Below are 23,989 nucleotides of genomic sequence, written 5' to 3'. Positions count from 1 at the left end.
CGGTTTCGGGCTGCGTCAGCGCGTCGTATTAATCGGGTCGGCAGGGGAATTGCGTTGCCCTGCCCGGTGAGTCGGAGTATAAACCGACCGTGGGTCTGTATTTACAGACTGTCGGTCGGTTTTCAAGAGGAAAGTGGATGAAAACTACGAAGCGCAAGAACATGCAACCCGAAGAACGGCGCGCCCAGTTGCTTGGTTGCGCGCAAATGCTGTTCTTTTCCAAAGGCTTCGAGGATACAACCATTCAGGATGTGCTTGACCTGGCCAGCGTGTCGAAAGGCGGGTTCTACCATCACTTCAAATCCAAGGACGAGTTGCTGTTCGGTGTTTTGGATGGAATGGCCGAAGCTGTCTTGTCGCAGATGACGGTTGTCGCCGCTGATGAGACGTCCTCGGCACTGGATCTGCTTTTCAACTTTATACACCTGCGGGCGAACTACCTGCGCGAACATGATTACCCGGGTCAGGTCGAGTTTTTCCGGGTCATGAATCAGGACAAGAACCTGGTCCTGATGGAACAGTTCAAGCGCCGGGTCAGGGCGGGCGCGACGCCCGTGCTGACCAAAATAGTGCAGAAGGGCTGTGATGACGGGACGTTTACCGTCGCCGATATCGATACCGCCGTTGAACTGATCCTGTTTCTGAGCACCTTCCTGGATCTTGCGCTGATCCGGGCGATTGACGCACGGGGCACCGATGCGGCGGATCATGCCGCAAAAAAACTGCAGGCCGCAATCGACATGCAGTTCCTAACCCTCGACCGTATTCTGGGCTTGCCCGATGGCACGACAAATTTCGGATGGCCCGAAGCGGTAGAGGTCACGATGGCGACGGAACCTCCTGCTTCTCCGCCGGAAGGTTAGGCGGCAACCGGCCAGAGCCGAAACTCTGGCCGGGCTTTATTTTCCCGTATTTGGTCGACGCCAGTACGGCTGGACCGAGGGAATTAGTACCTCCACCATAGTTCGCGATCTTCTGGGGCCGGCGCGATCAGGCCGACGTCACGGTGCAGGTGGTCGGGCAGGTTGGCGGTGATCTTGGGGTCTCTCGCCGTTCGGCCCGATGCCGGCCACAGCCTTACCCGACCAAAGTTGAAGGTGCCAAATGCAAGGATCAGGCGCGGTGCGCGAATGGTTTCACGAAGCATGATTCAATCCTTTTCTGTCAGGCGCAGTTGGACACTCCTCGGGGTGGTGTTCGTAGAGAGGCTGATGCGCAAAAGATGGGCGGTTCACGGCAGGAGAACACAGTCAAACCCGGTCGGCCGCAGCAAATCCGCCGATAACAGACCGGAAGTCGGTAATTAGAGACCGCTGGTCGGTTTGTAAAGAGGGATGCGGTGAATTTGTCGGGAAAAGAAACAAAGGAAGGTCGACGTGGGTCGGCGGGTCCGGAAGACGGCTCGTCTATTGTACAGGCGAGTTCTTGCCCATTGCCGCGAGCGTCACTCGCCCGGACCGGGAATTTGGTAAAACTAACCAATGGGGCAGGGGTGTCCACTCCCGCCGGGCAGAAACCCATTGTTTCTCAGACGTTACACATCTCTGATTTCGCGCTATATTGACGGAAATTCGAAAGATAACGAACCAATGAAAAAGTAAATCGAGGGAGAATTACGTATGCTGAACGAATTCAAGGATTTCATCGCCAAGGGCAATGTCATGGACATGGCCGTCGGCATTATCATCGGTGCGGCCTTTACCGCCATTGTAACCTCGCTGGTCGGAGATCTGATCAACCCCATAATCGGGCTGGTTTCCGGCGGCGTGGATTTTACCAACAATTATGCGGTGCTTGCGGGTGACGTTCCCGAAGGAGCTTCATTGGAAGCAGCGCGGGAATCCGGTGCGTCCGTATTCGCCTATGGTGCCTTTATCATGGCGGTTATCAACTTTTTGATCATTGCCTGGGTGGTGTTCATGCTGGTCAAGTCCGTCAACCGCATTAAGGATGCCGCCATGAAGAAGGAAGAAGAGGCGCCCGAGGAACCCAAAGGTCCCGGCACCGAAGAGCTTCTTGCAGAAATTCGGGACCTGCTGAAGTCACAGGCCTAATTCCGGCCCCTACGTTTTCTCTGGCAGTTTACCGCCATCCGGCCCGGGTGCGTGAATTGCATCGACAATCTGCAATTGTTTTCAAATTGGGGCGGCATCCGTGTTTTGTGATGTCGCCCCAAACGCAGTTTTAGTCACACCGACAATTGAAAGGATCGCATGACTTTGCCATGACCGCCGGCCATCAGGCCGGCAATTGCACCGTTGCGAACCTCCAGTTCCACCTGAATCAAACTGGGCGAGGGGGGGTCCATGAACACGCCCTGTTCTATCAGAAATTCACTTTGCCGGCGGTGGCCCAGGTCATGCAGCACACAGGCCAACGGTCCCGCGGCCATTCCTGTCGCGGCCTCTTCCTGAATCGCGTATCGGGGGGCAAACATGCGCGTGGTGGCATCGCGCCCGTCGGTGCATTGGGCCGTTGTGAATACATAGTATCCGATCAGGTCCAGACGATCGCTGATTTCTGTGATCCGCTCGAAGTCGGGATTGATCGAAGCCAGGATTTCCCTGTCGGCCACTCCGATCACGACAAAACTGTTGCCGGTATTGACCAGCACCGGCGGCAGGTCAGGGTCCAGGTCATCCGTGGACAAACCAAGTGATCCCAACACGTCCTGCAGCCCAACACCTTTGGCGGCCCAGTTCTCAGGCGGTTCATATTTGGGGGCCAACTGTTCCATAAACGCGGCGCCATCCTTCATCTTGATCCGCCGTGGGCCATCCACGGTTTCCTTAGAAGTTTCGGGTTCGGGAATGCGGCCGAGCGCATCCAGATGCGAAAACGCCGCGATGGTCGCGTGACCGCAATGGGCGATCCTCCGGTTCGGGGTGAAGAAATCCAGCTTGAAGCCCTCGGTCGCGGATTGCGAGACAAAGGCGGTTTCGGACAGGCCAACCTGTGACGCCACTTTCAGCATCTGCGCCTCGGTCAAGCCGTCGGCATCCAGAACGACCCCGGCAGGATTGCCACCCTGTCCGTTGTCCACAAATCCGTGCACGATCTGAACGGTCACGTTTCGGCCGATGGGTTTGTTTACGTTCATTGCATATCTCCCAAATCCCGCAGGCGTTTTGTGCCTTGGTGGCGTGTTCGCTGCCGTCTGCTGCAACATAGGCCGTTTCACAAATTGGCGGAATGGTGGTAATGATAAATTCATTATTCAGAGTTTTGGAATAATGACATGGACAAATTTCACGCGCTTCTGGTCTTTTCGAAAGTGGCCGATCTGGGTGGCTTTGCCGTCGCGGCGCGCAATCTGAACATGTCGCCGCCGTCCGTGACGCGCACCATCTCGATGCTGGAGAGCGATCTGGGCGTTCGGTTGTTCGTGCGTACAACGCGGTCTGTCATGCTGACCGAGAGCGGGCGCAGATTTTTGGAAGATGCCAAGCGCATTCTCGTTGATCTGGAACAGGCGGAAAGCGCGGCACTCGGGACATATAAGGAACCCAAAGGGCTGCTTAACCTCACTGCGTCTGTTCTGTTTGGCAAGATGTTCATCACGCCAATTCTGGCCGAGTTTCTGGCGCAGCATCCAAGCATCGAGGCGCGAACGCTATACGTGGACCGGGTTGTCAACCTGATAGACGAGGGCGTTGATGTTGGCGTCAGGATAGGTCCGCTTGCGGATTCTGGCCTTATGGCGGTGCGCTGCGGTTCGGTCAGGCAGGTTGTGTTTGCCGCACCCGAATATCTGGAGCAGGCTGGCGAACCCGAATGCCCGGAAGACCTGAGCCGGCACGCCCTGATCAACTCGCAAGCCCTGTCACCGTCAGGCCAGTGGCAGTTTCAGAAGCAGGGCAAGCGGGTATCTGTGCGCGTTCATCCACGGATCAGCATGAACACCAATGATGCGGTGATCGAAATGGCGCTTCGGGGTCAGGGTCTGGCAAGGCTGTTGTCCTATCAAGTCGCACCTTATCTGGCTGACGGGCGTCTGCGGGCTGTTCTATCCGCTTACAACCCGCCCCCGGCGCCGGTTCACATCGTGCATCACGAAGGGCGGATGGTGTCCGCAAAGGTTCGCGCGTTCGTCGATTTTGCCGCGAACTGCCTGAAACGCGAGGCGGCACTGGAATACTGACGCCCTCGGACGCGGGCTTACCGCTTCGGGGTGTCGGCAGTCGAACACCGGATTCATCTTTTTTCTTGAGACATTTGCGCAATTATAGGAACGTCTTTGGAAAAACCGATAGTAGAACAGAGGAGATGGCGTCTTATGGCCGGGAAGTTCGAAATATACAAAGACAAGGCCGGCGAGTTCCGGTTTCGCCTCAAAGCCGGAAATGGTGAAACCATTCTGGCCAGCGAAGGATATGCGCAGAAAGCAGGAGCCACGAACGGCATCGAGTTGGTCAAGAACAATGCGCCGAATGATGACAGGTATGAGCGCAAAGAAACCAAGTCCGGTGGTCATATGTTCAACCTGAAGGCCAGCAACGGTCAGGTCATCGGCACCAGCGAAAGCTATACCAGCACGTCAGGGCGGGATAACGGGATCGAGTCCGTCAAGCGAAATGCGCCAGACGCGCGTGTCGACGATCTTTCCTGAATTGACGCGGTAATTCCAAACCGCGTGGCATTGGACCAAATGCGGCGGGCGAACTGCGTGGACAAGCTTCACGTTTTTGCCCGCCCTAAGTTCGCCGCCGAAACACCCGGGATTTGGTTGTCAGGGACGGCGTATTTGGCGGCCTCACCATCTTCTTTGTATAAACGCGAACGGGCGCGCAGCGGTCGTTTCATTTGAATTCAGGCCTTGTCAGCCCGTCAAAACGCACGCCTGACTTGATCGGTCCGAACGGGGCGGGCAGTGTTGGTCTACTTAGCTTCTTCGTTGGCAGGTGTATCGCATTGCAGTCGCCGCCTGAAAGGAGACCGGGATTTGAGAACTGGCAGGCCGATACAGTAATGGCAAACATACCCACCGCGTCGCCCGAACTGGTTGCCGTCGTTCGCCGATGGAACGAAGCGATGCGGCGCAAGGACGGCCGAACCCTGACAAACATGCTGTCGACGTCGGAACACCTCTGTTATCAGGGCAGCGCCGAGGGCGAGACCTGGTGGGGCAAGGTTCTGCGCGACGGGTTTGCAGCCCATGCGCGTGAAATTCCCGAGTTCGATTGGGAGGAGGCCAGTCTGCGCGCCTTTGAACTGGGCGAGGTGGGATGGGCGCATTGCCTGGCCAACCTGAGGTTTCACAGCAACGGCAAACTGGTTCCGTGCCGCTTCACATTCGTTCTGGTGATCGAGGACGGAATGTGGCGGATGATTCAGTTTCATGGCTCGAATGCCATGCCCAATATCGAGAAGATGGGGATCGAACAAACCGCGATGGATGCCCTGGTCCGGGCGGCACGCGAAAATTTCACGATCGGCCAAAAGGAGGGCATGGCTTCGGTCATGTTCAGCGATATCGTCGGCTCGTCCGCATTGGCCGACGCGATGGGTGATCAGAGCTGGGCGGCAACCGTAAGACGGCATCTTGCGCTGGTTGAGCGTATCGTGACCGATGCTGGAGGGGTTTTTGTCAAATCCCTCGGGGACGGCACGATGTCGACCTTTTCGTCGGCCCACGCTGCCCTGACGGCGGCACAGATGATCCAGCAACAGAACGCGGCCGAGGTTCACGAGCCGCCGCTATCGCTGCGGATCGGTATCCACAGCGGCGATGTGGTCCAGACAGAGGACGACTTTTTCGGCCATGTGGTGAACAAGGCCGCCCGCGTCACAAGCGCGGCCGCACCGGATGAAATCCGCCTGTCGGACATCACGCGCCTGATGGCGGGGACCAACCGCGGATTTGACTTCGACGATCCGGTCGACGTTCAATTGAAGGGGTTTGACGGGACGCACATGCTGTTTCGGTTGGGCTGGGCGAATTGATACCCGCCGTGGCCTATGAGGGAGGAAAGAAGGGGGAATTCATGACACGACTTGTTCCGGCTTTTGCCCTGCTTGCCGCTGCGATGGTCCAACCGCCCTTACAGGCACGCGCCGAGGGGCCGTCGGACATCCGGTTGATCGTGCAGATCACGGTGGACGGGCTGCGCGGCGATCTTCTTTCGCGCTACGGGTCCAGCTTCGGACCGGACGGTTTTCGGCGGATGATGGATGGCGGTGTCTGGTATACGGATGCCCACCATCTTCACGCCAATACCGAAACCATCGTCGGCCATGCAACGCTGGCCACCGGTGCGCATCCGTCGGTACACGGGATGATCGGCAATGCGTGGTACAACCGCAAATCCGGCCGGATCGGATACAATATCGAAGACCCCGATTTCCCCCTGTTGCCGGTGCAGGGATTTGCCGGAGAAGCGGATCAGACTGACCCGGCGCAGGCCGCAGCCGAAGCGGGTGGACGGTCGCCGCGCAACCTGTTGGTGACCACTTTTGGCGACGAGCTTTATAAGTCAAACAATGGCCGGTCCAAGATCATTGCCCTTTCCGGCAAGGACCGGTCCGCAGTGTCCATGGCCGGGCATTTCGGCAAGGCGTTCTGGATGTCGGCTGCGACCGGTGCGTTTGAAACCAGTGTCTATTATTACGACGCCTACCCTGAATGGGTGGCGAACTGGAACATGGTCCGGCCCGCGGACGCGGCCATCGGCACCAGTTGGGAACTGGCAGACCCGGTGGAAAGCTATCTTCTGGCCGACAATGATGACCGCCCTTATGAGGCGGATCTGAAGGGATTTGGCCGGACCTTCCCGCACCCCTATGGAGCGCCCGAGGATGGGCTGTATTACACGCAGGTCCTGCTGTCGCCTCTGGGCGACCAACTGGTTGCATCGCTGGCCAAAGAGGCGGTTCTGGCCGAAAGCCTGGGGCAGGATGCGTATCCCGACTATCTTAGCGTTAGCTTTTCAGGCGTGGATGCGACCAACCATTTCTTTGGCCCCTCCAGCCTGGAAAACGAAGAGATGGTCCGCGCGCTGGACCGGACCCTTGCGGAGTTTTTTGCCTTCATGGATACCGAAATTGGGGCGGAAAACGTGCTTTTTGTGCTGTCCGCCGATCACGGAATGCCCGAATTTGCCGAGTTCATGATCGATCAGGGTTTTGAAAGCGCGCGCAATCAGCCCTCGGTGTTGCTGGAAGAACTTAATCAGGAACTGGCGGAGAAGTTCGGCGTGGGAAAGGCGATCAAAGCCTTCTTTCGCCCCTATATCTATCTGGATCATGAAGTCATCGCACAGGCCGGGGCGGACCTACGGGACATTGAAACACTGGTGGCCGAAAGCCTGATGGCCCGGTCGGGCATTGCAATGGCGATGCCGCGCGACCCGCTTGCGGTTCAGGCTGGAAGCTATTTCGAGGCCCCGATCAGAAACAACCTTCACCCGGGCCGGTCCGGCGATATCTATGTGGTTCAGTCCCCTTATGCGTTCCTGCTGGATCAGGGCGTGGTGGCGGTCATGCACGGCTCGCCCTGGCGGTACGACACCCATGTGCCGATCCTGTTCTCGGGTCCCGGGATCACACCGCGCCGCGTCCATGACCGGGTTGCCACAACCGACGTTGCCGTCACGCTGAGCCGAATCTTCCGCACCACGTTGCCAAGCGGTGCCGCAGGCACCGTTCTGCACGAGGCGCTGCCAGCGGAGTGATGCCGGCGTCGCCCGGTCCGCGTGCGATCTGCATATGTTCAACACGCAGCAGCGTGTTTCATGGGTGTTCTGGCAGAACTCCGGCCAGATGGCGCGTCTTGTCCGGATTGCGGATGCTGTAGATCGCTGTGATCTGTCCTTGGTTGATGTCCAGCGATGTGGCTTGCAGAATGTCCCCCGGTTCCAGACTCAATACGGCAGGCAAGCCATTCAGCCGACAGAACTGCCAGGGCCGGGCGCGTTGATCAGACCGCTTGCGGGCCAGCCCCTGAAACAGCCGGATCACCTTGTCGCGCCCGAATATCGGGTTGAGTGTCGCCGGCACCTTCCCTCCGCCGTCCGTATACAATTCGACATCCTGCGCCAGCATTTGGGTCAGCGCAGCGGTGTCACCGCTTTTGGATGCGACAAAAAAGGCCCGGGTCAGGGCTTCGCCCCGGTCTGGTTCCACTGGTGCGCGCGGTTTGTTGCGCTGTACGTGTTTGCGGGCGCGGCTGACCAGTTGCCGGCAGGTGTCAGGCCCGCGATCCAGAGCTTGCGCCAGTTCGCCATAGGAATGTTCGAACACGTCGTGCAGCAGAAAAGCCGCCCGTTCGAGCGGGGTCAGACGTTCCAGTGCCAGCAGCAGCGCCACCGAAACGTCGCGGTCCAGCCGTTCCGTGGCGTCGTCAGTCATCAAAGGCTCTGGTAGCCATTCTCCGGGATAGGTCTCGCGCCGGGACCGGGCCGCGCGCAGGTGATCCAGACACAGACGGGTCGTGACGCGGATCAGATACCCGACGGGATCTTTGACCTGCCCCTGATCAACCCGCTGCCAGCGCAGAAATGCGTCCTGCACCACGTCTTCGGCATCACTGACGGCTCCCAGCATCCGATAGGCAACCGCGAACAGGCGCGGTTGCAGATCGACAAAAGTCAGGTCCTCAAGATCGGGGGTCTTGGTGTTCACGCGGCAGAGGCCTCCTTGGTGGCAGGATGTGGGATGGCAAAGCCGATGGCAATGCGATTCCAGGCGTTGATCGCAGTGATGACCAGCGTCAGCGCAACCTTTTCCGGGTCCGAGAACTGCGCCGAAATTGCCTGATAAGCGTCATCCGGGGCCCCTTCATCCGCGATGCGGGTCAGGGTTTCCGCCCAGACCAGCGCGGCGCGCTCACGCTCGGAATAAAGCGACAACTCGCGCCATGCATTCAAAAGGTGCATCCTGTCCTCGCTCTCGCCATGCGCCCGGACGTCATGGGTGTGCATATGGATGCAAAAAGCACAGCCGTTGATCTGCGACACGCGCAGTTTGACAAGCTCGATCAGGCTGTGTTCCAGGCCCGACTTTTTCAGGGTTTCTTCCATATCGAGCATTGGTTGCATTAGTTGCGGGGCAACGGCGAAATGATTGAGACGGGGTTGCATTCATAGCTCCTGTTTCTGTGGTGTTCGAATACAGGACGCGGCAGAGGGGCGATGTGTGACATGCAGGCGAAAATATTTTGGTACCACCCATGTCGCCTTTCACTTTTCTACTCCGGATGAATGTTATGCGCCGCCTTCAGTTCTGCCCGGGTTCTTTCTTTAAATCGCGTGAAAATGACAGGCAAATTCGTACAGCTCCGTTGGCAAAATCGACGACTCAGCGGCCAGTTCCGGGATGTAGCCGGCGAGGCCGATATCCTAGCTCTGGCCTGGCATCAGGCGATAGACGCCCTCGGAACTTATCGACACATTATCAGTGCGAATGCTCTTGGCCCATGCTGGGTCCTTTGAGATCCGGTCCGAAAGATTTTGAGGGTTGCCGTCTTCGCCGGCCGAAGTCGGCACAAAAGTTTCAAGGCGGTCTTTGCGGAACGAAACCACCGCCTCCAAACTCAGGGCCGTGTCAGCGCCCAGAACCGCAGGGGCAGGGCGATCGCCGCTGCCACCAGACCCAGAGTATAGCCAATCCAGACGCCGACCGCTCCGAGATCAAAAAGGAATCCCAGCGCATAGCTGGCCGGCAAAGCAAGCGGCCAATAGGCTGTCAGGGTAATGATCGTCGGCAGATTCATGTCCGACATCCCCCTGAGCGCACCCAGCGCGGTGCCCTGAACGCCATCTGCGACCTGCAGCAGTGCCACGATGAAAAACAGCGTGACCGCAAGGTCAATGACGGCCGGATCATCCGACATGGTTTCCGCCATCACACGGCCAGCGGTAATGAAGACGATGGCGGCAACCGCCTGCCAGAGCGTGACCATCACAAAAGACGCCTTCAGGATCGGTCTGAGCCTCTCCTGACTTCCTGCGCCGACCGCAAGACCGACACGGATCGAGGCCGCGCCCGCCATGCCAAGCGGGATCATATAGGCCAGCCCCGCAAGCGCGTTGACGATCTGATGGGCGGCCAGCGCCTCGGCCCCCAACCAGCCCATCATCAGGCCCACCACGGCATAGGCCCCGCCCTCACCTGCGTATCCAAGGCACAGCGGCAGGGCGTCCTTGGCCTGTGACCAGACATCCGCCCAGGCAACGCTCACCCGCTGACGAAAGGCGGCAAGCCCGGGCGCGCGCATCAGCACGTAAATCCCGGCAGCCAGCGATGTACATTGTGAGAGTATGCTGGCCAGACCTGCGCCCAGAATTCCAAGATCAAGGATATGTATGAAGGCATAGTTTGCGGGTACGTTGAACAGGACCCCCAGATACGACAGCGCCACAGCCGTCCAGGGCCGTCCGACGGCGTCGAACAGGGCCTTCAGGCCGAAAAACAGCGTAAATGGCACGATCCAGATCGCCATCGACATCCAGTACGGCAGCAGGATCGCCAGAACCTCCTTCGGTTGTCCCAAAGGTCCCAGCAGCGGATAGAGTGCCATCATCACCAAGGCTGCTCCGCCGCCGCCCAGAAGGCACAACAACAACCCGCTGCGCAACGCCAGCGCAACCCGCGCGGCATCGCGCGCGCCCTCAGCCTGGCTGATCTGAACGGAAATTGCGGTGATCACGCCCCAGAGGGCGGAAATCAGGATGATCAGAACGGCCGTGGTCACGCCTGCCGCCGCCAGCGGGACCGTCCCGAGCGGAGAAATCATCGCCGTATCTACGACACCGATCAAAAGCGCGGCGGCCAGCCCGACCATCAGCGGAACGGCCAGCCGGATCAGCGGCATGAACTCGGCGCGGGTGGGCGCCTGCGAAATCAGGATTTGGTCTGTCATGGGTCACCTGCCGGACAAGGTCCGGCGAAAAAGTCGCGGTAAGGAGCTTTATGCTCGGAAGGAAGAGGGGCTGCTCAGCCCTGCGACGGGAACACCATGAGATTGGTCCTTTTGGGGACAAGTTAACGTGTAAGGTTCTAAGGGAATAATTGACCGGCGTCCAGATCGCTTTTGCAGGGCTGTTTGCCGGTATGTTGTGGGGGCACTGGCCAGACCGGCCTCTAATTGGCAGCCGCGTGCGCAAGGTCACGCAGGAATTTCGCACTTTGGTCGTCGGCAGGAAAAAACAGTTCAATCTTCATATCGTCCAGCGTGACATCCGTGATCGTACTGAATTGCGCAATGGTTCCAAACAGGGAAAGCCGCTGACCACCAAAGCGGTAGATCGTAGAAATTGTCGGCCCGATCACCGCATCGCTGCGGGCATGTCCCTGTTGCGACAACGCGCGCGCCGCCGCATCCAGTTCGGGTATGCCGCCCGCATTGGCGCTTTCGGCGCGCAGGCGCAACATCGTGTGATGCGCGACCTCGGGCCAGTTTTCGACAAGTTCAGCCATCAGCGGGCTGGTCACCAATTCCAGCAGGCTTTGCCCCTCGCCGATCCCCAGCGGCTTGAAAAGCCTTTGCGCACCGCTGTTGAGCATTACAACCGTCCAGAGCCGGTCCAGCACCATTCCCGGGTAAGGGTCATGTTGCCGAAGCGTCCATTCGACCGCATCCCGGATTGGCGACATGGCCGCGTCATCAATCGGCGTTGCCGCAAAACGTGGCGCAAACCCTTCGGCGCGCATCATCTGATTGCGGGTATCGACCGGAAGGTTCATGACCTCGGACAGGTGAAGGATCATGTCCGGGCTGGGCCGGGACCGTCCGGTTTCAAGAAATGAGATATGGCGCGCGCTGACCTCAGCTTCGACCGCAAGGTCCAGCTGGCTCATCCTGCGTCGCTTTCGCCACTCTTTCAGCATGCCGGGGTAGGGTGTCATGGACCAAGCTTAGCAAGGGACCGGACAGAAATCACTTACCTCTGAGGTAATTGATTTGCATCCGCCGCGCGTCGCATGAAGGACGCATATCGAAAGGAGACGATCATGACCCAACAACAGTCCGCGATGCGGATATCTGGCGGTGTTCTTGTCGCGACCGGGGTGCTCTTTGCGCTGGCGGCGCTGCCGTTTCTGCACCCCGTCGCGCATATCTTTCTGCAAATTGCGTATTGGCCAATTCACGACATTCCCCCGGAATTGACGGTTCCGTCGCCCTTGTTGCTGGTCATCTCCGGCGGCCTTACGGTTGGTCTGGGGGGCATGCAGTGGGCGCTGGGAACCTATGTTGCCCCGGTTTCGGCGGTGGCCGCGGCCAGGACTGCACAGATTGCGGCATGGTCCTGGTTTTGCGTCGACAGCTCAGGCTCCGTTTTGGTGGGCGCGCCCTTTAACGTCGTTCTGAACCTGTCATTTCTGGTCTTGATCCTGATGTCCTGCCGCCCCCGGACGGCAAGCGAACACGCAACATCCTGATGCGATGCGGCTTCCATTGGGATAGAAAAGAAGGACCGGCTATTCCAGAAAACCGTCGATGGTCGAGGCGACATCAACCGCGGTTTTTACATCGGACATGCTGGTGTTCTCAAAGGCGCTGCCGCTTTCGACGCTTGGCCTGAGCCGCTCATATATGGACAGGATATCCTCTTCCAGTTTGGCCGGCTTGTCTTCGGACCAGCCGGCCTTGGTTTTTGCGATATCCGTCGCAAGTTTCATCAGATCAAGGCGCTGAGGCAGAGTTAGCATGGGTCGTTTCCGGGTTTTGCTGCGAAGTCAGGACCTTCCTACGCGCATCGGTGGAACGGGCAGAGTGAGTCACCGTTAAATTCCTGACGGCCGGACCTCAGTCCAGCGCCCCGGTTCTGCGCAGCGCCTCGGTCATTTTCTGTGAGATGTCCGATGGCACATGCCAGATCGCGTAGAGCGTTCGGATAAACCGGTCTACATCGGGAATGTTGGTCTTCAGGGCCGACAGGGTTGAACCCAGGTCAGCGTCCGGTTCCGTGTAAGCGACGCACATAAGCTCAAGCACTTCAGAGCCATTCCACATGCCACCACCGACCTTGCGCGCCGCTGACCGCGCGCCGCTGTAGTCACCGTTCATGAAACAGATCAGGAACGTGCCTGCGTGGTACCAGCCGGGCGGGTTGGGGCTCAGCTCGATTGCCCGGGCGCTCAGTCTTGCGGCCTGTTCGAGATCGCTGCGCAGGGCAAAGCAGGCCGCCAGATCGGCCAGCATGTCCGGGTAATTCGGATTGGCGCGCAAGGCTTTTTCAGCCGCGTCTTCAAAGCTTTCGAACTCGCCGCGATGAAAATGTGTCAGAAACAATGCGTGCTGGCCGGTGGCATTCAGCGGATCCAAAGCGACCGAACGCTGCGCGGCCTCCAGCGCGCGATCGAAGGGCGGGGGGGACTTGCGAAAATTGAACCCACCGCGCACTTCGTCGCCGTAGACAATCGCAAGCATCCCCCAGGCCCCGGCATATTCGGGATCAATCTCAACGGCGCGCTCCAGAAGGTCGCGGACCTTCTTGTGTTTCTCAGCCGTAGGCTCACGCCAGTATTCGGTGGCCAGTAACCGGCACTGATAGGCATCCAGCGTGTGCGTCTGCGCCCTGCGTTGCACGGCACCCGTTCGGTGGATAACGCCATGGGGTTCCGCGATTTCCGTGGCGATCCGCGCGGCGATGTCGTCCTGAATTTCAATCAGGCTGTCCGCGCTCAGGTCGCGGTCATAAGTGTCCGCGGAAACCTGTTGGCCGGTTTCCGCATCAATCAGCTGGGCGGTCACCCGCAGCTTGTTGTCCCAATGGCGCACGCTGCCTTCGACCAGATACTGAACATCCAGTTCGCCTCCGACCACGCGCGGATCACGGCCGCGCCCGCGAAAGCGAAAGGTGACGTGCCGGGACAGCACGCTCACCTCGCGAAATCGGGCGATGGCCGAGATGATTTCCTCGGTGAACCCGTCGGCCAGGTATTCCTGCGACGGGTCTCCGCTCAGGTTGTCAAAAGGCATCACCGCAACCGCAACCCGGCCTGTTGCCGCCGGGGGCGTTTCGGCATCGGTCCGGCGTTCGGGGTCAAACGCGATCTCAAAAACCGGGGCGTAGGACCCCTTGGGAATATGGATCCTCACCGGGTCCTCGCGCCCTTCCTGAGCGTAATAGAGATCCAGCCGGCTGCGCATTTTATTGGCCTGAACCCGAACGATCGTGTCGATGGTGGGGTCGAAATCCTCGGGCTTGTCGAAAACGTCAATGCCGATTGCATAGCCTTTCAGCTTCTCGGACCGGCCCGCCAGCGCTTCGCCGACAATATGCGACAGAAAGCGGTTCAGGCGCGTGGTATCCGCGAAATGCGGACTGACGAGGACGCGCTTCAACTGTTCCTGAATGGCGCGCGGATCTATGGCAGAGCTTACTTCGGCAAGCATGTTTCCCTCCGTCGCTCAACTTTGTCCGATGACGGGCCGCGTCACAAGGCAGCGCGGCGGTTTAACCGTGACTCACTCGGACGCCCGCCGGGGATTTGCGAGGGTCCGGGTCATGGCGCTCAAACGGGCCCAGCAAACACATGACCCATGAAAGGACTGAACCATGACAACATTTTCCGAATTCGTACAGAAAGCCAAAGACGACTATGCCCGTGTCGAGGACGAGCTGAAATCGTTCGAACAGAAGGTCAGGGACGCGGGCGACGCGACCGACAAGTGGACCCAGGAGCAGGTGACAAAGCTGCAATCGGATCTGCAGGAAGCAAAAGACAAGGTCACCGACCTTGCCGACCGCATCCAGAAAGAAGGCGAAGACGCCGTTACGGACGCGCATGATCAGGCGAAGAACCATTGGGAGGCCCTGCACGCCGCAGTTGCCGCCTATCGCGATCATCTCGACAAGTCGGTCGCCTGACCCTGATCCCGGAGGTCGACATGACTGATTCAGTTAATGAAACCGTGCCGAAACCCGCGCTCATGGAAGAGGCCCTCGGTTGGCAGCCTCGACCAGTCTGGCTGATCGTGCTCGGCATCGCCATGCTCTGTGTCGGGCTTTGCGCTGTAGCCTTCCCGCTGATGTCCACGCTGGCCGTCGAAGCATTTGTCGGCGTGGCCCTGCTGGGCGGAGGCATCGTCACAGCGATTCAGGCATTTGCGGAAAAGGCGTGGAAAGGGTTCTTCTGGCTGTTGGCTATCGGTGTTCTGAACGTGCTTGCAGGGCTTGTCCTGTTGCTTGATCCCTTCGGCGGCGTTCTGGCACTGACCCTTGCGCTTGGCATGGTTTTTCTGGCCGAAGGCGTGTTGAGGATCGTAATTGCCATTAGGTCGCGTCAGGAGCGGCCCATGGCGCTGATGATTGCGTCCGGCGCGATGGCTATCCTGCTTGGCGGGCTGATCCTGACCGGTATCGTCAATGGCGCGTCCCTTGTTCTGCTGGGGGTTCTTGCCGGCCTGAACCTGATATTCGCCGGTGTGTCCTTGATGTCTTTGGGGCTGTCGCAGCGGTCCTCAGCGCATGGGGGGCCACAAGCTTAAGCGTGTCCCGGCGGACCCGGAATGGCAGGGGCATCTGATGCTCCTGCTTTCTGTTTTTGTCGGGCTGCGCTGCTATTTACCTTGCCCTCCGCCCGGGTGTCTTCAAACAACCAGACCATGCGGTCCAGAAACCACAGCTTGCCACCCATAACCAGCAGCAACCCCAGAAGCGTCGGCCAGATTTGAAGCTGCCAAAGCCCCCAGACCAAGGGGACGATACCGACCGCGCTGACTGCGGCCAGAATAAGAGGCATCCGGCGGTGCCTTGCAGGGATCGGCGATTTCGCGCGCGCAAGCCAAATCCGTTCCCCAAGAACACCTTTGGACATCCAGTTATCCGGGTTGTCCGTTTCGCGGAAGGCGCGCGGGTTCCACCAAGTCCAAAAGACAACAACAACGATCGGAACAAGGCACCACCAGCCCAGCCAAACCCGGCTCCAGACGGCCAGAACGAACAGGGGCGGGATGCTCAGGCGGCTCCAGCCGCTCCACGGGTTGGTGTGCCGATCCCAGACGTCGTCGGACATCGTCATGAGCTGTTCCAGAATGCTGCGATCGGTCATCGAACCCTCTTCCGAAGCTGGATCGCAATTATGGCTGTTTCTGCCCGTGTCGGCCAGAGCGGCAGGCAACGCGCGCCGCCCCGGCCACAGGCATCAAAGACCTGAGATATCCACATACACCCGGTAATCCGCGATCCTGTCCTCGCGAAAGTTGAACCGTGCAGCAAAGCGCACGTCGTGCGTGCTTTGGTCCTTGCGCGTGTAGTGAACGGTGCCGTCGCAGAACGCGGTATCGCCGCTGGACCAGATGCCGGTGATGGTATGTTGCATACCCTGTATCGTGGCAAAGAAGCCCGCGTTCGCGGCTTGCACTGCTATGCGGCCGTCAATCTGTTCAAAATTGCCAAGCTGGAATTGCACATCTTCGGTGACATGCTCGACAACGCCGGCTTCGTCGAGCGCGTCAACCGCGGTGTAAAGGGACGCGATCCGGGGCGCGTGGGCCGCTGTGGTGGGGGCCGTGATTTGCATGTTTTGGTTTCCTTTTCGGTTTGAAAGTTATCGGTGGGTCTAAGTCTGGTTGGCCTGTGACCGTCGGTGCAGGATCGGCGGGAGTTTCAGGTGGCCGTTGGTGACGGCTAGCCCAAGGAACAGGATTGCGAGGGAACCCAGCAGTCCGAGGCCAAGAGGTTCCCGAAAGACAATTGCCCCGATTGCGATGCCGGAAAGCGTGGCAAAATAGCCGACCTGCGCGAACCCAACGCCATCCGTGCGCCGCTGTACTTCGAAGGTCAGCGCATAGCTGAGCGCGGTGATGGATCCGATGCCGAAGATTGCGCCAAGCAGGGCAGGGGGCACCGAGACGTCGCTGATTGTGCTGCCGCGTCCCAGTATCAGGGCGGAAATCAGCAACAGCTGTGACAGAAGCGTTCCGGTCGCCAGCCCCAACGGATCGCCGCCGGGCGGGTAGGCATAGCTGCGAAAGACGTTGCCGCAGGCCAGAAACAAGGGCCCCAAAAGCGACAGGGCAATCCACGCCGGCTCAACACCCGACAGGTCAAACCCACCCATGGTGGCAAGGCTGACCCCGGCAAGGCCGATCAGAATACCAAACAGGCGGTGCAACGGCAGCATCCTGCGCGCGATCAGTGCCGTTATCGCGAAGGTAAACAGCGGTGACAGCGTGACGAGGGCGGAATAGAACCCAAGGCTCACGTGCTCCAGCACCAGAAACCCGATCACAGCGGGGCCGCTGACACCGAAAACTCCGGCACCGACATAATAGGGGATGTGCCGCGTGTTGAGCGCCACGCGCTTCTGCGACAGCAAACACAACGCCAACAGCGCGATGCTTGCCAGCAAAACCTGCCAGAACAACGCGGTCAGAGCTGATATTCCCGCCATCGAGACGAATTTGGACAAAGTGAAACTGACCCCCACCAGGACGCCGATGGCCATGATCAGCGCTGATACAGGGGATCTTCTGACAATATCAGGCATCACGCGGCCCCCATTTCCGGCACATCGGTTAAGCGCAGAGAAGCCGGGCCGATCGGGATAATTCCGCTGGGGTTAATATGCCGATGGCTGAGGAAGTAGTGCTGACGGATATGCGCCATGTCCACAGTGTCAGCCACGCCCGGCAACCGCATGATGTCGGCCAGATAGCGGGACAGGGCAACATAGTCGCTGATGCGTTTGTAGTCGGTCTTGAAGTGGGTCACATAGACCGGGTCAAACCGCAGAAGTGTCGGAAACAGCTTCAGGTCAACCTCTGTCAGCACGTCTCCGGCTAGGAACCGGCGTTGACCAAGCTTTTCCTCAATCGCGTCGAGGCAGGCAAAGAGCGCCGTTACGGCCTCGCCATACGCGATCTGGCTGGTGGCAAACCCGGCGCGATAGACGCCTTCGCGGATCGGTGACTGAATTTGTTCGGCGATCCGGTCGATTTCATCGCAAAGATGGGACGGGCGAAGATCGGGTCCCGCGGCATCGGGAAACGCCGTCTGAAACATGCGCATGATCTCGGCCGACTCGGTGCTGACGATCCGGCCCGTCACTTTGTCCAGCAGCACAGGCACGCTGATCGGACCCGTGTAATCCGGTTTGGCGCGCTGATAGACTTCGTAAAGAAAGTGGGTGCGTTCGACGCTGCTTTGGTCGTTGAACAGGGTCTGGTCGATGACCCAGCCGTTTTCCGACATGATCGGGTCCATCCAGGTGATGCTGAACGCATCGCGCAGGCCCTTCAAAGTCAGAACCAGATCGACGCCATGACACCAGGGGCAGGCTTTGGACAGGTACAGGTGATACCGACCCGCCGTATTCGGGAAAGGGGCGCCCGGCTGCGCGCTGATGTGGCTCCTGAATGGGCTTTGCAGGCGGTGAAAACGGCCGTCCGAGGCCGGCGGTTTATCACGCAGTATTCCGTTGATGAGCATCTTGGGCATGTCAGCCTCCGGCGTTAACAGGACATGCCCACAACCTATTTACCTTCCATTTTGGTGATAATCGTGTGAAATGGAAACTTATAGGTGAGTAAAACTCGCCCAAAGGAACTTAAACATGACTGAAATTGGCGCTATCCCCGTTTTTGTTGCTGTGGCGGACCATGGCGGGTTCGCAGCCGCCGCCCGGCATCTGGGTCTGACGAAATCAGCGGTCAGCAAGCGGATCGGCGTGCTGGAGGCCCATCTGGGAACGCAGCTTTTTCATCGGTCGACGCGGTCCATTTCCCTTACCGAGGCGGGCGAAATCTATCTGGCCCATGCGGCGCAGGCGCTTGGCGCAGCGCAGGACGCCGAAGACGCGGTCGCGGCGTTGCAGGGGCAACCGGTTGGATTACTACGGCTCAGTACGCCCATGTCCTTTGGACAGCTGCATGTTGCGCCTCTGATTGCTGCATTCCTCAGGCAATATCCGGGGATCAGAATTGATCTGACGATGGATGACAAATTTGTCGATCTCGTCGAAGGGGGCATCGACGTGGCTTTGCGCGCCGGCACGTTACCGGACTCGGCCCTGATCGCGCGCAGACTCGCCCCGATCCACAGCGTGATTGTCGCTGCGCCGGACTATCTTGCACAGTCCGGAATACCACACATGCCCGAGGATCTTTTGACGCACACCTGCCTTCACTACGCCTATTCGCGTGACCCCTCGGAATGGCGCTTGGCCGGTCCCGCGGGTGACGTGCGCGTTCAGACATCCGGTGTTCTGCGCGTGAACAACAGCGAAGCCCTGTGCACCGCGCTTCTTGACGGGCTCGGCATCGGTCGCCTGCCGACCTTTATCGCCGGGGCCCACCTGACCAGTGGCCGTTTGGTCAGGGTGCTGCCCGACTATCGCCTGCCTGAACAGGCGCTTTACGCCGTCTTCCCTGAACGAAGGCACATGCCGGCGAAAGTGCGGGCTTTTCTGGATTTCATCGTGGGTCGTATCGGGCGCGACGTGCCTTATTGGGATTTAGATGCAGGTCCGCTTTAGGACAAACAGCTGAGGACCAACGTGACTCATAAGGATGATTATGTTAAAAGATGTTCTTGCGCGGCCAAACCAACGCGCCCGGATCCCGGACGATTTCAACATCGTGACTCGTACCGGAACTCGCCGCCGCACGCGGCTACCTGTTGCGGGGATGGGATTTTGCCAGGCGCTCATTGCCCCGCCGGTAATTTCCCGTGATGCGGGCCATCTCCTGTTGCTGAGACGCAAAGTCCATGGACTCCATGTCTTCCAGAAACCAGTCAGCCTTTTCGCCCCTTAGGGTTGTTGCCGGCTTCCCGTGATGCGTGATTTTCAGGTCGCCTCCTTTAAGGCGCTTATACGAGAAGCCCAAATCTTCTGCTGCCATGATCCTGCCCGCCTGCTGTTTGCGCATCGGTATATCGGGATTGAGGAAGCTGCGTAAAGCGTCTTGGTAGCCGAGGGGCTGCGATCATTTCCGTTGGCTCAGCGATCGTCCGGCCACTCGGACAAAAAGAACCTGTAGCTGGGGCTTTGTCGGTATGCAGGAAATTCGGCGTTAATTTCCAAGAACGCAGCCTTTGCGGCCTTGCTCTTGCCGAGCCTTTCCAGGGCGAAGGCCAGATGAATGCGCCCGGGCAGGAATTTCGAATTGCGGGCAACGGTGCGCTGAAAATGCGACAGGGCGGTTTCGTAATCTCCCAGCGCGATATAGGCCCTGCCAAGTGCAAGCGTGTAGGTCACGCTGTAATTCGGGTTGAGCGCGATTGCCCGGTCAATGGCTTTCAGCGCCCCGTCGCCGTCCCCGGCCGCAGACAGGATCATGGATTGCCACAGCAGCGCATCCGCCGCGTTTGGATCAAGCCGGATCGCCCTATTGACGACCTCGGCCGCGCTTTGCAGATCGCCCTGCCACCTGAGTGCCCATGCAAGATTGGCGTGCGCCATTGGCAGTCCCTGATCTATGCTGATGGCCTTCTTGGCCAGCGCAATGGCATTGTCGACCGGGGCGAGTTCTGACGGGATTATGCCGCTCAGAAAGGCGAAAGTCAGTGCGCGGGCTTTCCAGGCATAGGCTTCGGCAAAGTCCGGGTCTGCATCAATGGCGGCCTGAAACAACGCGACGGCTTCGTTCACGCCCGTCGCATCCAGATGCCAGAACCGTTCCTGCCCCCGCAGGTAAAGGTCGTACGCTTCGACGCTTGCCGTGTTTCTGTGGATCAGCCGCTCGGCCTCGGTGTCGGACAGCACCACTTCCAGCGCTGATACAATCTGCGAGGTCACCTCGTCCTGAACGTTGAAAACATCCGACAGGTCGCGATCAAACCGCGCGGCCCAGACATGCGCCTGGGTTGCAACTTCAATCAACTGGGCCGTTATTCTGAGCCTCTCCCCTTGGCGGCGAACGCTGCCTTCCAGCACATAATGGACGTTCAGGTTATCGCCGATCTCACTGATACTGACGGGCCTGCCCTTGTAAACAAAGGTCGAATGCCGCGCGATCACGCGCAGGTCTGAGATTACGGACAGATCCGTTATGATGTCTTCCGAAATCCCATCGCTGAAATAGTCCTGGCTTGGATCGGTGCTCATGTTGTCAAAGGGCAGAACGGCGATTGAGATTTTGCCGCCGGCGTCGCGCGGCGTCAGGACAGAGCCGCTGGTAGTGGCAAATACAAACCAAAGCGCCAAAACCGCCCCGCAGGCCAGTACAGCTGCGGCCAGATAGACCGCTGCCCGACGCGGCGGGCTGCTGTCTGACAGCCGATCAGGGCGCGCATCCGGGGCGTCAGCCTTATCGACACGCTGGGAAAACACCGGTTCGTACCCGCCGCGCGGCAGATCAATGACGATCGGATCGTCTGCGCCGGTCGTTGCATAATATTCGGCGAGCTTGGAGCGAAGCCGCCCTGCCTCGACCCGGACAATGGAATCCGAGGTCGGATTGAATTCCTGGCTCCGATCGAAAACGTCGATACCAATGCTGTATTGGCCCAGGTCTTTTGTCCGGTTTTCAATCGCCGCCTCGACGATGTAACGCAAGAACCTGCCATGGCGCTCCCCGTGCACGAAGAAATCGCTTTCGAGAATGCGCTCAAGCTGGTCTCGAATGTGTTTGGGATCGACGTTTTCGGGGTTGGGTATGTTCGGTCTCCCCTGTCCTGTTCGCCAGATAACTTTAGGTCAAGGCAAAGGATTCGACCACCTGAGCGTTCCGACTTGGACCCGGCTGTGACAGGGGATGGTCAAATTGCACCCCGGGACAGCGAGCCGGCCCAAAATGCGACACCCCTCATAACATTCTGTAATTGCAGCGTTTCGCATGCCGTAACCTGCGTTACTAACCGTAACCATCTCGTATCGCGACGAGAAGACCCGCATGTTTTTCCTGCAAAACGGAGGCACCGCCCATGCGCCACTTCTTTGACCGACAGACCCCCGCTTCAGCTTTTCCGGACGCTGTAACCCACTTATCCGCCGCGATTGCTCCGGTTGTGGCCGGCGCACTGCTTGCTGTGACTCTGGCCGTCTCGCCAGCCCGCGCGACCGAAACCGTCCCTGCGGGAATGGCGACCCGGCTGGCCCCTGCGCCGGCCTTCAGCGCGTTCGGCTCAACGGGCACTGACCGCAGCTACCACTTCGAAATCTCGTTTCTGGAGACCGTGCTGTCTTATGCGCCCAGCGACGATCCCAATCCCGTCTTTCTGCTGGCGAATTCCTATATCGTTGCGCGTCAGCAAGCCGAGGGGATTGCCTATTTCGAACGCCAGTTGTCTAAATACGGCGGTCAGATGTCCGACGAAACGCGTGCCACATATCTGGCCGCGCTGGCTTTGTTGAGGGCAACCTATGCCGATGACGTCTCGCTGTTGCGCCGCGTTGGCTGGATGCGTGACACCTTCCGCATGCTGGAAGAGGCCGATGCCATTTCCAAAGGATCGCATCCGTTGGTGAAATGGTCCGCCGGGCTGGTATACGCGCAGGTTCCCGGGTTTTTCGGCAAGCGCGACGCGGCGGTCGATGCGCTGACATGGTTGCTGGACCACCCCGAAAGTGAGCCGACATCCGGGTTTTACCGCGAAGCCTACAGATACCTTGCCGATCTTCTGGAGGACGAGGAAGCCCGGCCGCGCACAGACGATCTGAAAATCCGCTCCGGGTATCGCGGTGATCCGCCCGCGGTTCCCTTCACCGGCTGGTTTGCATCGACATTTGACGAGGGCCTGCAATTCGCACCGACCCCCTGGATGGAAGAGGTCGTGCCGGACCGCGTCTTTGCGTTGCGCGGGTTCGGTTTCTCAGATTTCCACTTCGTCGTTTCCGCCGATGGGCGGCACCTGATTGCCATCGACGCGGGTACGCAGCCGTTCAGCGCCAGCGCCGCTATGGACTATCTTGCCGAACAGCGCCCGGATCTGCCACCGCTGAGCCATGTGCTTGTGACCCATGCCCATTGGGATCATATCGGCGGGCAACTGCATTTCCGTGAAATGTCACCCCGGCCGCAATTCATCGGGCATGACAATTTCGGGCACACCGTTCACAAGAACACCGCCCGCACCCCGCGCTACAAGCAGTTTCGCAGCCTGCATTGGCAAGATGACTGGGTTACAAATTATCGCCCGGATATCGTGATCTCGGAACCGACGGATATGGAGATCGGCGGCTCGCCGGTGCGGTTTGTGCCCACCACCGGCGGCGAGACCGAGGACGCGCTGCTGATCCACTTTCCTGACCTTGGCACCGTTTTCGCGGGTGATGTCCTGATGCCATTCTTCGGCGAACCTTGGGAAGAAGAAGGCAGCGTGGACGGCGCGCTTGAAGCGATAGATGCGCTTTTGGATATGCAGCCCGACCGCATTCTGCACGGCCATTACGGTATCACCATCATCTACGACGTTCACCAATTGCCCGCGTTCCGGGATGCGCTGGCCTGGCTGGCGCGGGAAACCCGGCAGCATATCGATGCCGGGTATTCGGCTGCCGACATTATCAAGCTGGACCTCATTCCGCCCGGCATCAAGGACCACCCCGAGGTTTTCCTTGGCTATCTCGCCGCCTATGAGGCCGCGATCAGCAGGATTGCCGACAGCATGACGGGGATCTGGCAGGAAGACGTCACCGGTCAGGCGCCCGGCGGGCTGGATGTCATCGGGTCAGTTGAATACGGGCGGATGCTGTCCGACTACCTTGGGCTTTCGCACAACCGTATCGCCAAGGGCATCCGAAAAATGCTGGATGGGGGTGACAATGCCCTGGCGCTGCGGATGGCGGTCTCGGCCCTCACCGTGTCGCCGGAAAACGCCGAGTTCCTGGCATTGCGCAATGAGGCGGCAGATCGTCTGCGCAGCGCCAACCAGTACTTCAACCCGTTCAAATTCGCTACCTATACCGAACTGCGCGAGACCGAACACCATCCCATCCCTGCCATACGCGATGATGCGGATGATCACCATGCCGACGCTGCCGGTCATTGACCGGCGGTCTGTCCGCAAATGGAAGGAGGACGAACATGGAACGGCCCGCAGCGCCGCGGCGCGCAAACCTCCAGTCCGCCGCGCTGACCTGAAACTACTGGTGTCACTGT

The 23,989-nt window shown here is 59.2% G+C and carries 25 protein-coding genes; 11 read left to right on the top strand and 14 right to left on the bottom strand.

Annotation, left to right across the window (positions count from 1 at the left end; translation table 11 throughout):
* The first annotated feature begins 137 nt into the window (after positions 1-137).
* On the top strand, positions 138-863 hold the full coding sequence (locus tag ACXAC3_RS20235) for a TetR/AcrR family transcriptional regulator (RefSeq protein WP_475164215.1): 726 nt from the start codon (positions 138-140) through the stop codon (positions 861-863).
* A gap of 83 nt (positions 864-946) precedes the next feature.
* Here ACXAC3_RS20235 and ACXAC3_RS20230 read toward each other — a convergent pair whose 3' ends face one another.
* Complete coding sequence (locus tag ACXAC3_RS20230; RefSeq protein ID WP_475164214.1) at positions 947-1,147, bottom strand: hypothetical protein; 201 nt, start codon at positions 1,145-1,147, stop codon at positions 947-949.
* A 472-nt stretch (positions 1,148-1,619) separates the two neighbouring features.
* Between ACXAC3_RS20230 and mscL the strand changes: the two genes are divergently transcribed.
* Positions 1,620-2,054, top strand: coding sequence for a large conductance mechanosensitive channel protein MscL (mscL, locus tag ACXAC3_RS20225; protein ID WP_475164212.1), 435 nt, complete (start codon positions 1,620-1,622; stop codon positions 2,052-2,054).
* Positions 2,055-2,188: 134 nt separating this feature from the next.
* On the opposite strand, the gene ACXAC3_RS20220 is transcribed toward mscL, so the two are convergent.
* On the bottom strand, positions 2,189-3,100 hold the full coding sequence (locus tag ACXAC3_RS20220) for a PhzF family phenazine biosynthesis protein (protein ID WP_475164211.1): 912 nt from the start codon (positions 3,098-3,100) through the stop codon (positions 2,189-2,191).
* 138 nt (positions 3,101-3,238) lie between these two features.
* Here ACXAC3_RS20220 and ACXAC3_RS20215 point away from each other — a divergent pair, with 138 nt between their 5' ends.
* The 4 genes from ACXAC3_RS20215 to ACXAC3_RS20200 all read left to right on the top strand — a co-directional run bounded on the left by ACXAC3_RS20215 (position 3,239) and on the right by ACXAC3_RS20200 (position 7,670).
* Entirely contained in the window at positions 3,239-4,141 is a 903-nt protein-coding gene (locus ACXAC3_RS20215) for a LysR family transcriptional regulator (RefSeq protein ID WP_475164210.1), read from the top strand.
* Between the two features lie 135 nt (positions 4,142-4,276).
* Positions 4,277-4,609, top strand: a complete 333-nt coding sequence (locus ACXAC3_RS20210) for a YegP family protein (protein WP_475164208.1) — start codon at positions 4,277-4,279, stop codon at positions 4,607-4,609.
* Between the two features lie 359 nt (positions 4,610-4,968).
* The gene (locus tag ACXAC3_RS20205; RefSeq protein ID WP_475164206.1) at positions 4,969-5,943 is read left to right on the top strand and encodes an adenylate/guanylate cyclase domain-containing protein; all 975 of its coding nucleotides are present in this window, start codon (positions 4,969-4,971) and stop codon (positions 5,941-5,943) included.
* Positions 5,944-5,984: 41 nt separating this feature from the next.
* Entirely contained in the window at positions 5,985-7,670 is a 1,686-nt protein-coding gene (locus ACXAC3_RS20200; protein WP_475164205.1) for an alkaline phosphatase family protein, read from the top strand.
* Positions 7,671-7,728: 58 nt separating this feature from the next.
* Here the strand turns inward: ACXAC3_RS20200 and ACXAC3_RS20195 are convergent, their stop codons facing one another.
* The 4 genes from ACXAC3_RS20195 to ACXAC3_RS20180 all read right to left on the bottom strand — a co-directional run bounded on the left by ACXAC3_RS20195 (position 7,729) and on the right by ACXAC3_RS20180 (position 11,844).
* Entirely contained in the window at positions 7,729-8,619 is an 891-nt protein-coding gene (locus tag ACXAC3_RS20195) for a sigma-70 family RNA polymerase sigma factor (protein WP_475164204.1), read from the bottom strand.
* Entirely contained in the window at positions 8,616-9,077 is a 462-nt protein-coding gene (locus ACXAC3_RS20190) for a carboxymuconolactone decarboxylase family protein (RefSeq protein ID WP_475164202.1), read from the bottom strand. The genes ACXAC3_RS20195 and ACXAC3_RS20190 overlap by 4 nt, the downstream gene beginning before the upstream one ends.
* A 452-nt stretch (positions 9,078-9,529) precedes the next feature.
* Positions 9,530-10,858, bottom strand: coding sequence for an MATE family efflux transporter (locus ACXAC3_RS20185; RefSeq protein WP_475164200.1), 1,329 nt, complete (start codon positions 10,856-10,858; stop codon positions 9,530-9,532).
* Between the two features lie 221 nt (positions 10,859-11,079).
* Positions 11,080-11,844, bottom strand: a complete 765-nt coding sequence (locus ACXAC3_RS20180) for a helix-turn-helix domain-containing protein (protein ID WP_475164198.1) — start codon at positions 11,842-11,844, stop codon at positions 11,080-11,082.
* A gap of 105 nt (positions 11,845-11,949) precedes the next feature.
* Here ACXAC3_RS20180 and ACXAC3_RS20175 point away from each other — a divergent pair, with 105 nt between their 5' ends.
* On the top strand, positions 11,950-12,378 hold the full coding sequence (locus tag ACXAC3_RS20175; protein WP_475164197.1) for a hypothetical protein: 429 nt from the start codon (positions 11,950-11,952) through the stop codon (positions 12,376-12,378).
* A gap of 39 nt (positions 12,379-12,417) precedes the next feature.
* Here the strand turns inward: ACXAC3_RS20175 and ACXAC3_RS20170 are convergent, their stop codons facing one another.
* Both ACXAC3_RS20170 and ACXAC3_RS20165 read right to left on the bottom strand, forming a co-directional pair.
* On the bottom strand, positions 12,418-12,648 hold the full coding sequence (locus ACXAC3_RS20170; RefSeq protein ID WP_475164196.1) for a hypothetical protein: 231 nt from the start codon (positions 12,646-12,648) through the stop codon (positions 12,418-12,420).
* A gap of 97 nt (positions 12,649-12,745) precedes the next feature.
* Positions 12,746-14,338, bottom strand: coding sequence for a tetratricopeptide repeat protein (locus tag ACXAC3_RS20165; RefSeq protein ID WP_475164195.1), 1,593 nt, complete (start codon positions 14,336-14,338; stop codon positions 12,746-12,748).
* Positions 14,339-14,501: 163 nt separating this feature from the next.
* On the opposite strand from ACXAC3_RS20165, the gene ACXAC3_RS20160 reads away from it, so the two are divergent.
* On the top strand, positions 14,502-14,813 hold the full coding sequence (locus ACXAC3_RS20160) for a hypothetical protein (protein ID WP_475164194.1): 312 nt from the start codon (positions 14,502-14,504) through the stop codon (positions 14,811-14,813).
* Positions 14,814-14,833: 20 nt separating this feature from the next.
* The gene (locus ACXAC3_RS20155) at positions 14,834-15,433 is read left to right on the top strand and encodes an HdeD family acid-resistance protein (protein WP_475164193.1); all 600 of its coding nucleotides are present in this window, start codon (positions 14,834-14,836) and stop codon (positions 15,431-15,433) included.
* Here the strand turns inward: ACXAC3_RS20155 and ACXAC3_RS20150 are convergent.
* The 4 genes from ACXAC3_RS20150 to ACXAC3_RS20135 all read right to left on the bottom strand — a co-directional run bounded on the left by ACXAC3_RS20150 (position 15,430) and on the right by ACXAC3_RS20135 (position 18,386).
* Positions 15,430-15,996, bottom strand: a complete 567-nt coding sequence (locus ACXAC3_RS20150) for a DUF6653 family protein (RefSeq protein ID WP_475164191.1) — start codon at positions 15,994-15,996, stop codon at positions 15,430-15,432. The genes ACXAC3_RS20155 and ACXAC3_RS20150 overlap by 4 nt on opposite strands.
* Before the next feature lie 93 nt (positions 15,997-16,089).
* Entirely contained in the window at positions 16,090-16,467 is a 378-nt protein-coding gene (locus ACXAC3_RS20145; RefSeq protein WP_475164190.1) for a nuclear transport factor 2 family protein, read from the bottom strand.
* Positions 16,468-16,506: 39 nt separating this feature from the next.
* Entirely contained in the window at positions 16,507-17,436 is a 930-nt protein-coding gene (locus tag ACXAC3_RS20140; RefSeq protein WP_475164188.1) for a DMT family transporter, read from the bottom strand.
* Positions 17,436-18,386 (bottom strand): glutathione S-transferase family protein, encoded by a 951-nt coding sequence (locus ACXAC3_RS20135; protein WP_475164187.1) that lies wholly within the window; start codon positions 18,384-18,386, stop codon positions 17,436-17,438. The genes ACXAC3_RS20140 and ACXAC3_RS20135 overlap by 1 nt, the downstream gene beginning before the upstream one ends.
* A gap of 115 nt (positions 18,387-18,501) precedes the next feature.
* Between ACXAC3_RS20135 and ACXAC3_RS20130 the strand changes: the two genes are divergently transcribed.
* On the top strand, positions 18,502-19,422 hold the full coding sequence (locus ACXAC3_RS20130; protein WP_475164186.1) for a LysR family transcriptional regulator: 921 nt from the start codon (positions 18,502-18,504) through the stop codon (positions 19,420-19,422).
* Positions 19,423-19,558: 136 nt separating this feature from the next.
* Here ACXAC3_RS20130 and ACXAC3_RS20125 read toward each other — a convergent pair whose 3' ends face one another.
* The gene (locus ACXAC3_RS20125) at positions 19,559-19,816 is read right to left on the bottom strand and encodes a hypothetical protein (protein ID WP_475164184.1); all 258 of its coding nucleotides are present in this window, start codon (positions 19,814-19,816) and stop codon (positions 19,559-19,561) included.
* A gap of 71 nt (positions 19,817-19,887) precedes the next feature.
* A complete protein-coding gene (locus tag ACXAC3_RS20120; protein WP_475164182.1) occupies positions 19,888-21,444 on the bottom strand; it encodes a tetratricopeptide repeat protein in 1,557 nt (518 codons plus the stop codon).
* 368 nt (positions 21,445-21,812) lie between these two features.
* On the opposite strand from ACXAC3_RS20120, the gene ACXAC3_RS20115 reads away from it, so the two are divergent.
* Positions 21,813-23,879, top strand: coding sequence for an MBL fold metallo-hydrolase (locus ACXAC3_RS20115; protein WP_475164180.1), 2,067 nt, complete (start codon positions 21,813-21,815; stop codon positions 23,877-23,879).
* Positions 23,880-23,989: the final 110 nt, after the last annotated feature.

The organism is Ruegeria sp. ABV4_181, assembly GCF_056158465.1.
The sequence above is the reverse complement of the archived record's forward strand: the minus strand, read 5'-3'. Positions and strand labels throughout refer to the sequence as shown.

What these genes read in the sequence shown, in the direction of transcription:
- ACXAC3_RS20235 (WP_475164215.1), top strand. Translation starts at nt 138, where the DNA reads ATGAAAACTACGAAGCGCAAGAACATGCAACCCGAAGAACGGCGCGCC.
- ACXAC3_RS20230 (WP_475164214.1), bottom strand. Translation starts at nt 1,147, where the DNA reads ATGCTTCGTGAAACCATTCGCGCACCGCGCCTGATCCTTGCATTTGGC.
- mscL (WP_475164212.1), top strand. Translation starts at nt 1,620, where the DNA reads ATGCTGAACGAATTCAAGGATTTCATCGCCAAGGGCAATGTCATGGAC.
- ACXAC3_RS20220 (WP_475164211.1), bottom strand. Translation starts at nt 3,100, where the DNA reads ATGAACGTAAACAAACCCATCGGCCGAAACGTGACCGTTCAGATCGTG.
- ACXAC3_RS20215 (WP_475164210.1), top strand. Translation starts at nt 3,239, where the DNA reads ATGGACAAATTTCACGCGCTTCTGGTCTTTTCGAAAGTGGCCGATCTG.
- ACXAC3_RS20210 (WP_475164208.1), top strand. Translation starts at nt 4,277, where the DNA reads ATGGCCGGGAAGTTCGAAATATACAAAGACAAGGCCGGCGAGTTCCGG.
- ACXAC3_RS20205 (WP_475164206.1), top strand. Translation starts at nt 4,969, where the DNA reads ATGGCAAACATACCCACCGCGTCGCCCGAACTGGTTGCCGTCGTTCGC.
- ACXAC3_RS20200 (WP_475164205.1), top strand. Translation starts at nt 5,985, where the DNA reads ATGACACGACTTGTTCCGGCTTTTGCCCTGCTTGCCGCTGCGATGGTC.
- ACXAC3_RS20190 (WP_475164202.1), bottom strand. Translation starts at nt 9,077, where the DNA reads ATGCAACCCCGTCTCAATCATTTCGCCGTTGCCCCGCAACTAATGCAA.
- ACXAC3_RS20185 (WP_475164200.1), bottom strand. Translation starts at nt 10,858, where the DNA reads ATGACAGACCAAATCCTGATTTCGCAGGCGCCCACCCGCGCCGAGTTC.
- ACXAC3_RS20180 (WP_475164198.1), bottom strand. Translation starts at nt 11,844, where the DNA reads ATGACACCCTACCCCGGCATGCTGAAAGAGTGGCGAAAGCGACGCAGG.
- ACXAC3_RS20175 (WP_475164197.1), top strand. Translation starts at nt 11,950, where the DNA reads ATGACCCAACAACAGTCCGCGATGCGGATATCTGGCGGTGTTCTTGTC.
- ACXAC3_RS20170 (WP_475164196.1), bottom strand. Translation starts at nt 12,648, where the DNA reads ATGCTAACTCTGCCTCAGCGCCTTGATCTGATGAAACTTGCGACGGAT.
- ACXAC3_RS20165 (WP_475164195.1), bottom strand. Translation starts at nt 14,338, where the DNA reads ATGCTTGCCGAAGTAAGCTCTGCCATAGATCCGCGCGCCATTCAGGAA.
- ACXAC3_RS20160 (WP_475164194.1), top strand. Translation starts at nt 14,502, where the DNA reads ATGACAACATTTTCCGAATTCGTACAGAAAGCCAAAGACGACTATGCC.
- ACXAC3_RS20155 (WP_475164193.1), top strand. Translation starts at nt 14,834, where the DNA reads ATGACTGATTCAGTTAATGAAACCGTGCCGAAACCCGCGCTCATGGAA.
- ACXAC3_RS20150 (WP_475164191.1), bottom strand. Translation starts at nt 15,996, where the DNA reads ATGACCGATCGCAGCATTCTGGAACAGCTCATGACGATGTCCGACGAC.
- ACXAC3_RS20145 (WP_475164190.1), bottom strand. Translation starts at nt 16,467, where the DNA reads ATGCAAATCACGGCCCCCACCACAGCGGCCCACGCGCCCCGGATCGCG.
- ACXAC3_RS20140 (WP_475164188.1), bottom strand. Translation starts at nt 17,436, where the DNA reads ATGCCTGATATTGTCAGAAGATCCCCTGTATCAGCGCTGATCATGGCC.
- ACXAC3_RS20135 (WP_475164187.1), bottom strand. Translation starts at nt 18,386, where the DNA reads ATGCCCAAGATGCTCATCAACGGAATACTGCGTGATAAACCGCCGGCC.
- ACXAC3_RS20130 (WP_475164186.1), top strand. Translation starts at nt 18,502, where the DNA reads ATGACTGAAATTGGCGCTATCCCCGTTTTTGTTGCTGTGGCGGACCAT.
- ACXAC3_RS20125 (WP_475164184.1), bottom strand. Translation starts at nt 19,816, where the DNA reads ATGCGCAAACAGCAGGCGGGCAGGATCATGGCAGCAGAAGATTTGGGC.
- ACXAC3_RS20115 (WP_475164180.1), top strand. Translation starts at nt 21,813, where the DNA reads ATGCGCCACTTCTTTGACCGACAGACCCCCGCTTCAGCTTTTCCGGAC.